Source organism: Thalassotalea insulae (assembly GCF_030161395.1).
In the GTDB taxonomy this organism is placed as follows: domain Bacteria; phylum Pseudomonadota; class Gammaproteobacteria; order Enterobacterales; family Alteromonadaceae; genus Thalassotalea_E; species Thalassotalea_E insulae.
The window spans coordinates 1,409,246-1,424,885 of record NZ_BSST01000001.1 but is presented as its reverse complement, the minus strand read 5'-3'; the positions used below and the strand labels follow the sequence as shown (position 1 = coordinate 1,424,885).

Below are 15,640 nucleotides of genomic sequence, written 5' to 3'. Positions count from 1 at the left end.
AGAGTATCTATGACTGCATTACCTGTCATTGTTGGTATGGGCGGCATTAACGCCGCGGGGCGTACGTCGTTCCATCAAGGTTTTCGTCGTATTGTCATTGATAAGTTAAATGCCGAAGCGCGTCAGGAAACCTTTGTTGGTTTGGCGACCTTAATGAATTTATTAACGTTTAATGATGGTCAGTTACATGATCAACAAGGAAATATTGTTGCCGCGAGTGAGGTGGAAGCCCGCTTTGGTGAGCAGATTTTAGCTGGCACCTTGATTCGTAAAATAGAAGCCGATCATTTTGATCCTGATGCGACACCATGGCAGCAGAAATTGGTAATGCAAGCGACAGATAACGCGATTTGCTTTGAAACGCGTGCTCGCGATTTACCTTCGCCGTTACCTCGTAGCTGGCAAGTAACTGAACTGGAAGATAAGCGAGTCCGAGTTGAAATTGCTGGCGAGGTTGAAGTGACTCACGCCGCAACTCGTGATAACCCGATCAAAGCCGCAGGTCAGTTTCCTACCGGTTTTAATCCTGCTGTTTTGTATAATAGCCGTTATCAGCCAAGAGGTTTGCAGGCAACTATTTTCGGTGCTGCCGATGCGATTCATTCTACCGGTTATTCATGGCAGCAGATTGCCAGCCATGTTAGTCCGGATGAAATCGGCACCTACTCGGCATCGGTCTTTGGTCAGGTACAATCAGAAGGCCATGGCGGTATGATGCAAAACCGCTTACGTGGCGAACGTGTGTCAACTAAAAATCTGGCGCTGGGTTTAAATACCATGTCGACTGACTTTATTAATGCTTATGTTACCGGTAGTGTTGGTACTACCTTTACCTCAACCGGTGCTTGTGCGACGTTTTTATATAACTTAAAAGCGGCAGTTCAGGATATTCAGGCCGGACGCATACGTTTAGCCATTGTTGGTAGTAATGACTGTGCGGTAACACCGGAAGTCATTGAAGGCTTTGGTAATATGAGCGCCTTGGCTAATGAAGAAGGCTTGAAAAAGCTTGATGGTATCACTGAGGGGGAAGCCAATCATCGTAAAACCAGTCGTCCGTTTGGTGAAAATTGTGGTTTTACTATCGGTGAAGCGGCACAGTTTGTCGTGCTAATGGATGATAGTCTGGCGGTCGAACTCGGGGCTAAAGTGCTGGGTTCTGTCGCTGATGTTTATACTAATGCCGATGGTATTAAGAAATCTATCACAGCACCTGGCCCTGGTAATTATATTACTATGGCGAAATCTGTTGCCTTGGCAAAATCAGTCCTAGGTGAAGACGCGGTACAAAAGCGTAGCTTTATTTTGGCGCATGGTTCAAGCACACCGCAAAACAGGGTGACTGAATCTTTAATTTACCATAGAGTGGCGGAGAGCTTTGCAATAAATGATTGGCCGGTTGCCGCTCCTAAAGCCTATCTAGGTCATACCATAGGTCCGGCAAGTGGTGATCAGCTGGCGTGGGCACTTGGCGTTTTTGAATACAATATTATGCCGGGGATCACCACTATTGATAATGTTGCCGATGATGTTTATAGCGAGCGTTTGAACATTGCTACCGATCATTGGCGCTGTCAGGCAATGGATGTTGCCTTTATTAATTCAAAAGGCTTTGGTGGTAACAATGCTACAGCTACCGTGTTTTCCCCTAAAGTTACTTTAGCTATGATGGAGAAACGCCACGGTGAGCAGGCATTTGCAGCCTATCAGGATAAGCTCGCTACGGTTGAGCACGCACAGCAAACGTATCAAACCAAGGCCGATAATGCACAGTTTGAGCTGATTTATAAATTTGGCGATGGTGTGCTTAGCGATGAAGATATTGAATTGACAGCGAATGATATTGCCATGACAGGGTTAACTCATAAAATTACTTTACCGAGTAAGAATCCATTCGCTGATATGGTTTAACAGCTCATTTTTACTGAATAAAAAAACGGACATTTTTTCTATGTCCGTTTTTTTATAACTTCAGGTTAACTCTTATTCTGCTACAGGGGCAGGAATGATGCCCCATTTTATTTTTAACCGTTTAATAATCCCTTGTTGTTCTATGGCTTGATAAGCTTGTTGAAAATGTTGCACCATGGCAGGATCCGACTTTTTACTAAAAGCGATGCTCAAATTATTATTTAGTTCGAGCACTTCCGTAATTTTTCTGATTTTTGAAGTATCTAAACTTAAGCGTTTAGCGCGGGATTGCATATTAAGTTCTGTATCGATCATTAAGTCAATTCGATTGCGATAAAGCATCTGCATCGCCTGTTGCTCATTGGTGATGTAATAGAGATGAAAAAAATTATTGGCTTCAAGATATTGGGCAACATTCGAGTCCTTTGATGTCGCAATTCGATACCCTTTTAATAAGGCGATTATCGGAGTAGGGGGCGGAAATTGATTTTGTAAGCCCCAGAAATAGAGGCGTTCACGAGTTAAGTGACCTACCCAGTGAAATAGTGACCGACGCTCTTTGGTTTGAGCGATGGAATAGATCATAACATTTTTTTCTGTTGTTGCTGTTTTATAGGCTCTGGCCCAGGACATTACTTGAAAATCCGCATTGCTATTGGCTTGTTTAAAGAGTGCTTTGATGACATCAGTTGAAAACCCACCCAATGAACCATCGCCATTTTTAATTTGATAGGGGTCTAAGTATTCAGTCACTACTTTAATTTGGTAAATCGGTGTGTTTGTCGCAGCAATTAACTTGCAAGAAAAAACTATCGAGAGAATTATGAAGAAGTGAATTTGGCTTTGTGTGCAGTTCATTCTACTTTATTTAGACCGTTACTATTTTTATCATGAGATAGATACTCTATCAGTTTAAATCTTAGACGATTACTTGTTTATTATTGAAGTATAGGGCATAAAAAAAGATAGCTTAAGCTATCTTTTTAATTTTAACTTGATTTTAATTTAATTATTAGTCACTTAATACATAGTCTAAAATGCCGAGCGCGGCTTTTCTGCCTTGATCTATTGCGGTGACTACTAAATCTGAACCTAGCACCATATCACCACCAGCGAAGATGTTTTCTTTTGACGTTTGTAAAGCAAAGTCGCTACTATCGACAGCAACAACCCGGCCTTTAGCATCGAGTTCAACGCCGGCATCTTTCATCCATTGCGGTGGACTAGGCAAGAATCCAAAAGCGATCACCACGGCGTCAGCCGCCATAATAAACTCGCTGCCCGCAATAGGCTCAGGACTGCGGCGACCATTGGCATCCGGTTGTCCTAGCTGAGTTTTAACAAACTTAACCCCACAGGCTTTGCCGTCTTGATCAACAGCTATATCTAGCGGTTGCAGGTTAAATTGAAAATTCACTCCTTCTTCTTTAGCATTTTGTACTTCCCGTGGAGAGCCGGGCATATTGGCTTCGTCACGGCGATAGGCACAAGTCACTTCGGTCGCACCCTGGCGAATTGAGCTACGGACACAGTCCATTGCTGTATCACCACCACCTAATACCACGACTTTTTTACCTTCAAAGTTAACGTAAGGTTTTACATTTTCTGTTAAGCCCATTAAGTGCTGGGTATTACCAATAAGAAAATCTAACGCGCTATAGACGCCTTGAGCATTTTCATGGTCAAAACCACCGCTCATATCGGTATAAGTACCTAATGCTAAAAAGACGGCATCATACTCATTGCTGAGCTGGTTAAACTCTATATCTACACCGACATTAGTATTAAGGCAGAACTCTATCCCCATGCCTTCTAGAATTTCACGACGCTTTTGAATAACAGATTTTTCTAGTTTAAATGCCGGGATACCGAACGTTAATAAGCCGCCAATTTGAGCATGTTTGTCAAATACCACACAGCTGACTCCGTTTCGGGTTAGTACATCGGCACAAGCGAGACCTGCGGGTCCTGCGCCAACAATAGCGACCTTTTTCCCAGTCGCTTCTACATGGGATAAATCCGGTTTCCACCCTTGGGCAAACGCGGTGTCGGTAATGTATTTTTCAATATTGCCGATAGTCACTGCGCCAAACTCATCATTTAGGGTACAGGCTGATTCACACAATCGGTCCTGCGGACATACGCGGCCACACATTTCAGGTAAGCTATTGGTTTGATGGCATAATTCCGCTGCTTCAAAAATCTTGCCTTCAGTGACCAGTTCTAACCATTGTGGGATATAGTTATGTACCGGGCATTTCCATTCACAATACGGATTACCACAGTCTAGGCAACGATCTGCCTGACCGGCACTTTGATCGCTACTTAGTGGATCATAGATTTCAACAAAATCGATTTTTCGCTGATCTATTGGCTTTTTCGGCGGATCGATACGTTTGACATCGATAAATTGATAAACATTTTTACTCATACTAATTCTTCCTCAACTCGCGCTCTGTATTACTGTGCTTGAACGCGTAGTTCAGCAGATGAACGGCTGCGATGCCCTAATAGGGTTTTTACATCGGTGGCTGTTGGTTTTACCAGTTTAAATAACGGCGCATACTGATCGAAATTTGCGAGAATTTCTTGTGCCCGTAAACTGCCAGTTTCTTCAAAATGTTGGCTGATAATGCCACGCAAATGTTCCTGGTGTATGGTTAAGTCTGCAATGGCTAAACTTTCGATGGATTCATTATTTAAACGAATTGCTAAATCATCTGCTTCATCGAGTACATAAGCAAAACCACCGGTCATACCAGCACCAAAATTGACACCGACTTGCCCTAATACAGTGACAATGCCGCCAGTCATATATTCACAGGTGTGATCGCCGGTACCTTCAACTACGGCATGACAACCAGAATTTCGCACGGCAAAACGTTCACCGGCACGACCACAAGCATAGAGCTTACCGCCTGTGGCACCGTATAAGCAGGTATTACCCATGATCATGGTGCGATGGCTTTGATAGGCTACGCCTTTTGGTGGTTTAATGGTTAATTTACCTCCAGTCATGCCTTTACCGACGTAATCATTAGCATCACCTGTTAGTGCCATTTCTAAACCGCCAGCATTCCATACACCAAAGCTTTGGCCGGCAGTACCGGATAAGTGAATCTTGATCGGTGATGACGCCATACCTTGATCACCGTGCTGACGCGCAATTTCACCAGATAAAGCCGCACCAACAGAGCGATCGGTATTTTGGATAGCAAAACGGAATTCCCCACCACTACTATGAGCAACCGCATCTTGGCAAGCGCTTAACAGTTGCTGGTTTAATTGCCCTTGGTCAAACGGTGTATTTGCCTCCGTTTGATAGAGCGCGGTATTCTCGCCAGCCACCACTGGTGCAATGATTGGAGATAAGTCCAATTTTTGCTGTTTGGCGCTGATCCCTGCTAGTGGCACTAACAGATCAGTACGGCCAATAATGGCCGTTAAACTTTCGACACCTAATTGCGCTAAAATTTCACGGACATCATGAGCAATAAACTTAAAGTAGTTCATTACCTGATCAGGCAAGCCTTTGAAAAATTGCTCACGTAAGACATCGTCTTGAGTGGCAACTCCCGTTGCACAGTTATTTAAATGACAGATACGGAGGAATTTACAGCCTAGGGTCACCATAGGTGCGGTGCCAAAACCAAAGCTTTCAGCCCCTAAAATAGCGGCTTTGACAATATCTAGGCCCGTTTTTAAACCACCATCAACTTGTAAGCGAACTTTATGACGTAGACCATTACTCACTAGCGACTGATGCGCTTCTGCTAAGCCTAGCTCCCACGGACAACCGGCATATTTTACTGAGGTTAACGGGCTGGCACCGGTACCGCCGTCATAACCTGAAATGGTGATAAAATCAGCATAAGCTTTGGCAACACCTGATGCGATAGTGCCGACGCCAGGACCAGAAACCAGTTTGACAGAAATCACCGCTTTTGGATTAATTTGTTTAAGATCGAAAATCAGCTGAGCTAAATCTTCAATTGAGTAAATATCATGGTGTGGTGGTGGTGATATGAGTGTCACCCCCGGCACAGAAAAGCGCAATTTTGCGATCAGAGGGGTTACTTTATCACCGGGTAATTGACCACCTTCGCCTGGTTTGGCTCCCTGAGCGACTTTGATTTGTAGGACATCAGCATTAACCAGATAATGTGGCGTGACGCCAAAACGACCCGAGGCTATTTGTTTGATACGGGAGTTTTTTACCGTGCCGAATCGACGCTCGTCTTCACCCCCTTCACCGGAATTAGAGAAACCGCCTAATCGGTTCATCGCTATTGCTAGCGCTTCATGTGCTTCCGGACTTAATGCACCAATCGACATCGCGGCGCTGTCAAAGCGTTTAAATAATTCGGTTTCCGCTTCTACTTTATCTAACGCTATCGCTTGAGTATCGTCTTTTAAGGCTAACAGATCTCTTAGCGCTGCTACCGGGCGGTTATTGACTTGCTGAGCAAATGTTTGATAATCAGCATAATCACCACTTTGTACGGCTTTTTGCAGGTAACTAACTACGTCTGGATTGTAGGCGTGGTATTCGCCACCGTGAACATATTTCAGTAGCCCGCCGTGATTGACTTTCTGATGCGCTAAGAAAGCTTTACGGGCGAGGTTGATATTATCTTGTTCAATATCATTAAAGTCAGCTCCCTGAATACGGCTTGGCAGATCAGGAAAACATAGCTCCATGACATTTTGCTGTAGGCCGATCACTTCAAACAGGCCGGCACAACGATAGCTGGCTATGGTTGAAATTCCCATTTTAGAGAGAATTTTTAACAAACCTTTATTAATGCCGTTACGGTAGTTGATCACTGCTTCGCGTGCGGTTAACTGAATTTGTCCCTGATCTACTAGCTGTTCAACTGTTTCTAATGCTAAATAAGGGTAAATTGCTGTCGCCCCTAGACCCAGTAATACTGCAAACTGGTGTGAGTCTCTGACAGAGGCGGTTTCTACTATGATATTTGAGTCGCAGCGCAGTTGTTCGTCAACTAAGCGTTTTTGCACGGCACCGACAGCCATTGCTGCAGGAACAGGCAGCATGCCTTTATGAATTTGGCGGTCAGAAAGTACTAAAATAACCGTGTTTTGATTACGAACCAAATCAACGGCTTCATCAGTGATGCGACGAATAGCGGCTTCTAATCCTTCTTCCGGATCATAATTTAGCGTCAAAGTATCACTGCGATAATGTTTAGGATCTAGTTCACGTAATTGTTTGAGACCGGTATACATTAGTACTGGGGTATCAAATAAAATCCGATCGGCGTGACCAGTGGTTTCATTAAAAACGTTGTGTTCGCGGCCAATACAGGTACCTAAAGACATGACGTAGCGTTCACGCAGTGGATCGATAGGGGGATTGGTAACCTGGGCAAATTGCTGGCGGAAGTAATCATACAAGGTACGAGGCTGGCTTGATAACACAGCCATGGGTGTATCATCCCCCATGGAGCCCGTTGCTTCCTGTCCATTTTCCGCCAAGGTTTTAATGACTTGCTGGATCTCTTCATAACTGTAGTTAAACAGTTTGTGATACTGAGCGATATGCTGATCGTCAAATACTCGTTGACCGATTTGCTCTGCCGCTAGCTCGTTAAAAGGCACTAGTCGGCGAATGTTTTTATCCAACCATTCACGATAAGGGTGACGTACCTTTAATTCATTATCAATATCGTTAGAAAGAAAGACATTGCCGGTATATGTATCAATTGCCAGCATTTCACCTGGGCCAACACGACCTTTTTCTATGACTTCGTCTTCGCCATAATCCCAGATACCGACCTCTGATGCTAAGGTAATAAAACCATTACGAGTGATCACATAACGAGCCGGACGCAGGCCGTTACGGTCTAAATTACAGGCAACATGGCGACCGTTGGTCATGACCACGCCAGCTGGGCCATCCCAAGGTTCCATATGCATGGAATTAAATTCGTAAAAGGCTTTGAGATCATCATCCATGAGTGGACTGTTTTGCCAGGCTGGTGGCATTAATAGACGCATAGCGCGGAACAAATCCATCCCACCGGCTAAAAACAATTCAAGCATATTATCCAGTGATGACGAGTCAGAGCCACTTTCATTAACAAACGGTGCGGCATCACGTAAATCTGGTAATAAAGGCGATTGGAAACGATAAGTACGTGCTCTAGCCCATTGGCGATTGCCTTTAATGGTATTGATTTCACCGTTATGAGCCAAATAACGAAACGGCTGTGCTAAATGCCATTGGGGCGAAGTATTGGTGGAAAAGCGCTGATGAAATACACAAATAGCGGTTTGCATGCGAATATCTGCCAGATCTAGATAGAAGTTTGGCAGATCTACCGGCATCATTAAGCCTTTGTAAATAGTCACTAAACAGGAAAGACTGGCGATATAAAAACGCTGATCATCAATGCGTTTTTCTGCCCGGCGGCGCGCCATATATAAGCGACGTTCAAGATCCCGGTTACGCCAGCCCGGAGGAGCATCAACAAATACTTGCTCTATAGCTGGTACATTGCTCGCTGCTATTTCACCGAGAATGGATTGATTAGTAGGGACTTTTCGCCAGCCTACCAGAGTCAGCATTTCTCGAGTAAGTTCTTGTTCTAAAATTTCTTTTGATTGCGCTGCCAGCACCGGATCGGGATTAAGAAAAATCATGCCGACGGCATACTTTCTTCCTAGCTGCCAATTATTCTCTTCAGCAATGGCACGAAAGAATGAGTCAGGCTTTTGCATAAGTAAACCGCAACCATCGCCGGTTTTACCGTCAGCGTTAATACCTCCTCGATGTTGCATACGATCGAGGGCTGAAATCGCGGTTTTTACAAGCTTATGACTGGTTTCCCCTTGTTGATGGGCGATTAAACCAAATCCACAATTATCTTTTTGCGTGTTGGGATCATAAAGCTGCATGTCATTTCTCCTAATAATAATACCGACTTAGCAACGAATTTATGCGAAAGAATAAAGCAGTGCTAAAATTGCATAAATAATCTATTTTGAGCTAAGAGGAATGGCTAACATTAACCACTTATTAGTGAAAGGTCAATAAAAATAGAGTTTTTGCTCGTAATTTTTTTACATTTTTGTAAGTTGTTGTTTTGTATTGTTGTTGTCGTTTTTATTGAGCGTTTGTATGTAAAATAAAATGAGAATTATTATCAGGTTTAGGCTATTTGTTAGTAAAACACTTAACCTTATGTAATTTAATTACATTTTTAGTGAGATCGAGATAGATATCAAAAATATTCATTATTTATTCAAAAAATATTGTTATTGCCTATATAAGCGTTTGTCGAGGGGATGCAAAAAGTTATATGCCCCTTATTTGAGTGATGTTGGGTCCTTATTAGGTAACAAGAATAAAGTTTGCTGGCCTGGCGTTTTTTCTGCAATGAGGCATTGCGCCCTTTGAATTGTGTTATTTATACTATATATTAAAGTTTGACATATTAAGGGGAAGGTAAATGATTAAATCAATTGTAGTGCTCGGTGGTGGAACCGCCGGTTGGCTAACCGCAAGCCTTATTGCTGCTAAGCATGTTAACGATTACTCTCCTTTTAAAGTAACTTTAGTTGAATCACCTAACATACCAACTATCGGTGTTGGTGAGGGCACTTGGCCTACTATGGTCAACACTTTAAAGCAACTTGGTATCAGTGAGTTAACTTTTATGCAGCACTGCGATGCATCATTCAAGCAAGCATCAAAATTTGTTCACTGGGTAAACGGTAAAGAAAACGACTATTACTATCACCCATTTACACCACCACAATCATTTGAAGATCTTAGTTTGGTCGCTGGATGGCAAAAGCTCAATGTAAATGGAAAAAATGAAAAGTTTGCTGATGCCGTTAGTTTACAAACGACGTTATGTCAGCAAAAAAAAGCCCCCAAACAGCTCAAATTAGGTGATTTTAACACCATTGAAAATTATGGTTATCATTTAGACGCAGGGAAATTTGCAAAACTATTAACTGAACACGGTGTAAATAAATTAGGTGTCATTCATGTATTGGATGATGTTATTGACGTTATAAGCGATGAAAATGGGGATATTGCCGCATTAATGACTCAAGAGCATGGTAACATTGAAGGTGATTTATTTATTGATTGCTCAGGCCAAGCCGCCAAATTAATTGGTCAACATTATAATGTCCCTTTTATCAGTAAAAAGGATGTGCTTTTCATCGATAAGGCCATTGCGACGCAAGTACCCTATAAAACAGTGCAAGATCCTGTTGAATCTGCGACGATTTCTACCGCTCAATCGGCAGGGTGGATTTGGGATATAGGCTTACCTACAAGACGTGGTGTCGGTCATGTCTTTAGCAGTAAATATATCTCAGTAGAGCAGGCAAAAGCACAATTAAAAGAATACTTACATAATAGCGTTACTGATGTAGAGCAATTGCAATTTAGAGTATTAGATATTAATCCCGGGCACCGTGAAGTCTTCTGGCATAAAAACTGTGTTGCGGTAGGTATGTCATCCGGCTTTTTGGAACCGTTAGAAGCATCAGCATTAGTTATGGTTGAACTTGCAGCTAAAACCATTGCTTTACATATGCCTGCCAGCAGAGAAGTAATGGATATTGTTGCTCTGCAATACAATGACAATATGCGTTTTCGTTGGCAACGTATCATTGATTTTTTAAAGTTGCACTACGTATTAAGCGAACGTGATGACGAAGGCTTTTGGCGAGATAATCGCGACTTAACGACTATTCCTGATTCATTACAAGCGTTACTGCGGCTGTGGTATCATCAGGCTCCTGATAACAACGGCTTTCTTAGCCCATATGATCTTTTCCCTGCAGCAAGTTATCAATATATTCTTTATGGTATGGGTTTTAAAACTCAAGAAAATCACTTAGGCAACCCCGTTATGCTTGCTAAACGAGCTCTACAAGCATTTAGTAAAGTAAAAGAACGCCAAGATAAAATGCCGGGTTTATTGCCAACAAATCGTGAAATTTTAAATGAAATACACCAGCTAAACCGAGATGTTACGCTTGACATTGACCAATCTACGCTTGGATATTGGCATTACTTATGTCCGACAAAGTTAAATGATATTAGTCAACGTTATCCGATATTTTTTAAAAAAGAATCACAGGGCTTTACGCCTATCTATTTAACAAGCTTGAGTGACAAAACCAAAAAAGCATTGTCTATGTCTCATGATACTCAGAAAAAGTCTTGGCTAACAAATGAATTAGCGACAATGCTTAATCAACCAAATTTTTTGGAACCGGTTAAATTAGCAATTACCTTAAATGACGATACCGACATTAATGTTTCAGGCTTACATGTTATCGAAAAAAATAAATGGCAGCAGGTAAAATTATCTAATAAGTTACCTGCACAGGTTAGCCAGCAATTAGAAGTGTTCATCTCTTCGCTACAGCATGTTCCCAGGCTTATTGAGCAAGAGAATAATGCCAGAAGTTAATAACTAGCAAAGAGGGCGTCTAGGAGCAATTTACTATTACGTATATGCTGTCAACTAGCCCTTTATTCTGTTGGTCTTTGATTAATTTAAGGTTGGTAGCCGCCAGAGACGCCTTTAGTGGTGACACTGACAGCGTCATGAGCATGTAGTGATTCCAAATGATTTATTTTAAGCCAGAAGTCATCGTACTCTGGTGCAAGATTCATCGCGTGTTGTAAGCGGCGAGCGGCATCTTCACAAAACATCAGGTTTTGACCATTAAGACGGGCAAACTCTTGTTCATCTTCTCGTTTGACTGCCGCTTGTACCGGTGTTTGTAAAGCATCTTCTATCAAGTCTACCAATTCGGTGATCGGAAATTCTGTGCTCGCAGCATTGAGTTTAACTTTAATCTCTGCGACCGAACGTTGGCTGTGAGGAGTGGCAACTATGCCTTCAGTAGTGCCTAACCATTCATGGATTGCATCTAAATCGACGCCGCTGTCAGCGCTAAATGAATCTCTAAAAGATTTCTGAATTAACTGACGTGCCAATGCCGCTGAACATGGACAAGTTGACGAGTAACGAACATCGATGGCTAATTCTACCATCAATTTACCTTTATCCAGGCGACCGGTAATGGTTATAGGATAGGCTTTCCAGCCTTGTTTACCACTGATCAGGGATTTGCGTCTTAAGTGATAGTCGAAGTTAAATACCACTTTTGCATTATCGCTAAGATCCTGATGACTAGAAATAAAGCCGTCAAGTAAGGCGACTAAACTCTGATAATTTAGTTCATTACTAGTAGATAATTCATCAAGCAATAGATAAAGGCGAGACATATGAATGCCTTTGGCTTGTGGATCGTTAAGGTTTACTAAGGCATCAACATAGGCTGAAACCATGCGTGATGATTCGCCTTTGGAAGCAAGCATAATAGGCATTTCTATATTGCTCATTCCAACCCAATCTAGGGTCCCTTCTGTTTGGGCCGTCGTGTGATTGGCAATATCAGGCATTGATGTAGACATGGTTTCTCCGAAGTGTGTTGTGCTATGTAAAGGGCTAGGTCTTTCCTAACTACAGTCATAACGAAATAGTTGGCAAACGTTATAGATTGATACTCTACTTTGTCGCGAGTTATCTTTTTATACCATGGCATAAAAAGGGCGGCTATTTTGAATGAATTCATGGATAAAAGCAATATAAATAGCGGGAGTTACCCTATTGAGTAAGATTTTATTGGGCTGATGGAGATGACTTTATTATTTGACTTGTTACAATGAGACGGACTTAAGGAATAAAGGGTTAGTTTGTGAGCGAAAATAATCAGTTAGATATGGCATTATTGTCGGGATATCTCGATAATTTAGGCGCAGAAATTGTTCAGCAAATGTTGGATCTCTATCAACAGCAATCTGTGGTTTACTTGAATGATATTAATCAGGCAATGGAAGTTCAGTCACAGCCAGATTGGCAAGAGTCTTGTCATAAAATGAAAGGTGCGGCGGGGAGTGCGGGCTTAATTGGTGTTCATCAAAAATTAGTAGCAATTGAAAAATCTACTGATAGTTGGCCGATAAAAAAACAATATTTTCAGGAGCTTAGCACACTTAATCAAGCGGCAATTAGTTGCTTTACCCAGTGGTTGAGTAACGAGCAATAAAAAAGGCTAGTGATGGACTAGCCTTAGCAAATCGGTTTGGTTATTCAACCGTACCAACAAAGCGATAACCTTCACCATGTATGGTGTTGATTAATTCCGGTGAGTCTTCTACCGATTCAAAATGTTTACGTAATCGTCGAATAGTAACATCGACCGTTCTGTCGTTAGAGCGAAGATCACGGCCAGTCATTTCTTTAATTAACTGCTGACGAGTCACTATTTGCCCGGTATTAGCAATCAATAACCTTAAAGCGCGGTATTCTCCCCGAGGTATCGAGATCACTTCGCCGCTCGGTGACGTCATCTTACGAGAATTACCATCTAGTACCCATTGATTAAAGCGGATAATGGCATTGTCAGATTCTGTTTTACCCTGAGACAGGCGGTTTAAAATATTGCGTGCGCGTATAGTTAATTCTCTTGGGTTAAACGGTTTAGTGAGATAGTCATCGGCACCAATTTCCAGTCCAAGAATTTTATCGATATCACTGTCTCTGCCAGTTAAGAAAATCAGCCCTAAGTTGGGATTGTTAGTTAATTCTCGTGCTAACAATAAACCATTTTTTCCTGGCAGATTGATATCCATAATGATGAGGTTAATGATGTTTTTCTGGAGTTGCGATTCCATTTCCTCACCGTTAATGGCTTCTGAAACTGTATAGCCTTCTGCTTCAAATAAATTGCGAAGGTTAAAGCGAGTTACATCTTCATCTTCTACGATAAGTATGTGAGGTTTTTGCATGCCTAATATCCAGTTGAAGTGCTGTTAATGTTGTGAACTTCCCTTTATGTTTTGCTTAAATTAAGGGCGTTGTTTTCACTATATTTACATAAATTAATATTAACTGTTAACTATGTTATACAGCCTAGCGTTAAAAAACAATTATTACGAACCTAATCTATAGCAGATCTTTAGTGTTTTTTGTAATCAATATAAGTTGATTAATATAACTAAAGTAATTGTTCACTAACGGGAAAATTGATTTCAAAGGTCGCGCCTTTGCCCGGTTCACTGTCTAAACGAATATTTCCGCCGAGTGCTTGGGTGACTAAATTGTAAACTAAATGTAGCCCAAGACCACTACCTCCTTCACCTCGTTTAGTGGTGGTAAAGGGATCGAATACTTTATCTTTAATCAACGGGTCTATGCCTTTGCCATCATCTTGATAATGAATATTGAGCTGTTCCCCTAGTTTCATTACTTTCACGGTAATCGTACCTTGAGGACTGTGGTCAAAACCGTGAGTAATTGAGTTTAAGATCAAATTGATCATCACTTGGTTGATTGGACCAGGTTTGCTGACGATCATTAAATCTTCAGGGCAATCAAAATGAATTTGATACGGAGTATTTTTTATTTGCGGTGCTAAGGTCAGTAAAATTTCATTAAGTAATTCGGCAAAGTTAAACTGACGAAATTCATCACTGGATTGATCTACGGCGACTTTTTTAAAGCTCGATATTAACTCGGCGGCACGTTTTAAATTACGATAGATAATACCGACATTTTCTTCCCCTTCGGCAAGAAATTTCCTTAGCTGACTAGATTTTAAGGTCTTATCATGAAAGGCTTTGGATATCTCGTTGAGGCGATCAGACAGTAAGGTTGACGCGGTCACACCGAGTCCTATCGGGGTATTGACTTCATGAGCGACGCCGGCAACCATATCGCCTAGTGATGCCATTTTTTCACTCTCAACTAACTGGTCTTGATACTGATGTAGTTTTTCTAATGTTGATAACAGCTCTTGGTTCGACTCTTTTAATGCTTCTGTTCGGGTATGGACCTTGCCTTCTAGCTCTGCATTGAGTTTTAGACTTTTTTGTTCGGCAGCCCTTAACTGATTAATGTGTCGCTCAACTCGGTTTAAAAAGCTATTGATGTTTCTGGCAAGAAAATCGAGTTCTTGATAAGGCATGGTTTTGATTCTCATCGAATAATTTTTCGATTGAGACATCGCCAATAAGTCACTACCGAGCAATTTAAGTGGCAAGGTTATGTTGTTTTCTAAACGAAACGCAATGATAAAAACCACTACCAGTAAGATAAAAAAGATAATCGTTAGCGCGATAATTAACTGAGTGGTTAAAGATAAACCATTCTGGCTGTCCATCTGAATAAAGACATATCCAATTGTCTCTTCTTTGTATTGGATTGGCCTGATGTATCTGACCAGCGCCTGATCAAATTGCGGCTCACGATAAATGGCTCTTTGTTCGGCAGTCAGTCCCACGACGTTTGGGCTTTGCTCGCCTCTTTTAAAGTGGTCATAAGTAGCAACAATACTATACTTGTTTTCAGGTTGCTGAAGTTGATAAATATCAACATGTTGGATACTTTTAATCGTTTTAAAATTAGCGAGCTGGTTGACAACATCATTGATTTGGCCGCTATTAAGTGCTGACGCACTCATTTGAGCAATGTAACGGCTCCAATGTTTTACATGTTGCGCTATTTGTTGTTTTGACTCATCAAGAAAAATATTGGCAATAAATATCATCGCTAGAAAAACAAAAGTAAACGCAAAGCCAATCATGGTTATTAAAACCGTTTGGCGTATAGATTTTATTTTCCTAATTTCTTGCATGCTTTACTTTTATTATGAACAACCATCT

The 15,640-nt window shown here is 41.6% G+C and carries 9 protein-coding genes; 3 read left to right on the top strand and 6 right to left on the bottom strand.

The window, feature by feature from the left end:
* Positions 1–9: 9 nt before the first annotated feature.
* Positions 10–1,911 (top strand): beta-ketoacyl synthase, encoded by a 1,902-nt coding sequence (locus QQK06_RS06490; protein ID WP_284243855.1) that lies wholly within the window; start codon positions 10–12, stop codon positions 1,909–1,911.
* 72 nt (positions 1,912–1,983) lie between these two features.
* Here the strand turns inward: QQK06_RS06490 and QQK06_RS06485 are convergent, their stop codons facing one another.
* From QQK06_RS06485 to gltB, 3 genes are all read right to left on the bottom strand, one after another.
* Complete coding sequence (locus QQK06_RS06485) at positions 1,984–2,664, bottom strand: substrate-binding periplasmic protein (RefSeq protein ID WP_284243854.1); 681 nt, start codon at positions 2,662–2,664, stop codon at positions 1,984–1,986.
* 259 nt (positions 2,665–2,923) lie between these two features.
* Positions 2,924–4,342 (bottom strand): FAD-dependent oxidoreductase, encoded by a 1,419-nt coding sequence (locus QQK06_RS06480; protein WP_284243853.1) that lies wholly within the window; start codon positions 4,340–4,342, stop codon positions 2,924–2,926.
* A gap of 29 nt (positions 4,343–4,371) precedes the next feature.
* Positions 4,372–8,832 (bottom strand): glutamate synthase large subunit, encoded by a 4,461-nt coding sequence (gene gltB / locus QQK06_RS06475; RefSeq protein ID WP_284243852.1) that lies wholly within the window; start codon positions 8,830–8,832, stop codon positions 4,372–4,374.
* 554 nt (positions 8,833–9,386) lie between these two features.
* Here gltB and QQK06_RS06470 point away from each other — a divergent pair.
* A complete protein-coding gene (locus QQK06_RS06470; RefSeq protein ID WP_284243851.1) occupies positions 9,387–11,375 on the top strand; it encodes a tryptophan halogenase family protein in 1,989 nt (662 codons plus the stop codon).
* Between the two features lie 86 nt (positions 11,376–11,461).
* On the opposite strand, the gene folE2 is transcribed toward QQK06_RS06470, so the two are convergent.
* Positions 11,462–12,388 carry a GTP cyclohydrolase FolE2 gene (gene folE2, locus QQK06_RS06465; protein WP_284243850.1) on the bottom strand — a complete coding sequence of 309 codons (927 nt, stop codon included), beginning with the start codon at positions 12,386–12,388 and terminating at the stop codon, positions 11,462–11,464.
* Positions 12,389–12,672: 284 nt separating this feature from the next.
* Between folE2 and QQK06_RS06460 the strand changes: the two genes are divergently transcribed.
* On the top strand, positions 12,673–13,023 hold the full coding sequence (locus QQK06_RS06460; RefSeq protein WP_284243849.1) for an Hpt domain-containing protein: 351 nt from the start codon (positions 12,673–12,675) through the stop codon (positions 13,021–13,023).
* A gap of 40 nt (positions 13,024–13,063) precedes the next feature.
* Here the strand turns inward: QQK06_RS06460 and arcA are convergent, their stop codons facing one another.
* Together arcA and QQK06_RS06450 are read right to left on the bottom strand one after the other, a co-directional pair.
* Positions 13,064–13,765 (bottom strand): two-component system response regulator ArcA, encoded by a 702-nt coding sequence (gene arcA, locus QQK06_RS06455; RefSeq protein ID WP_284243848.1) that lies wholly within the window; start codon positions 13,763–13,765, stop codon positions 13,064–13,066.
* A gap of 209 nt (positions 13,766–13,974) precedes the next feature.
* Positions 13,975–15,612: a sensor histidine kinase gene (locus QQK06_RS06450; protein WP_284243847.1), complete on the bottom strand. Its 1,638-nt coding sequence runs from the start codon at positions 15,610–15,612 to the stop codon at positions 13,975–13,977.
* Between the last annotated feature and the right edge of the window lie 28 nt (positions 15,613–15,640).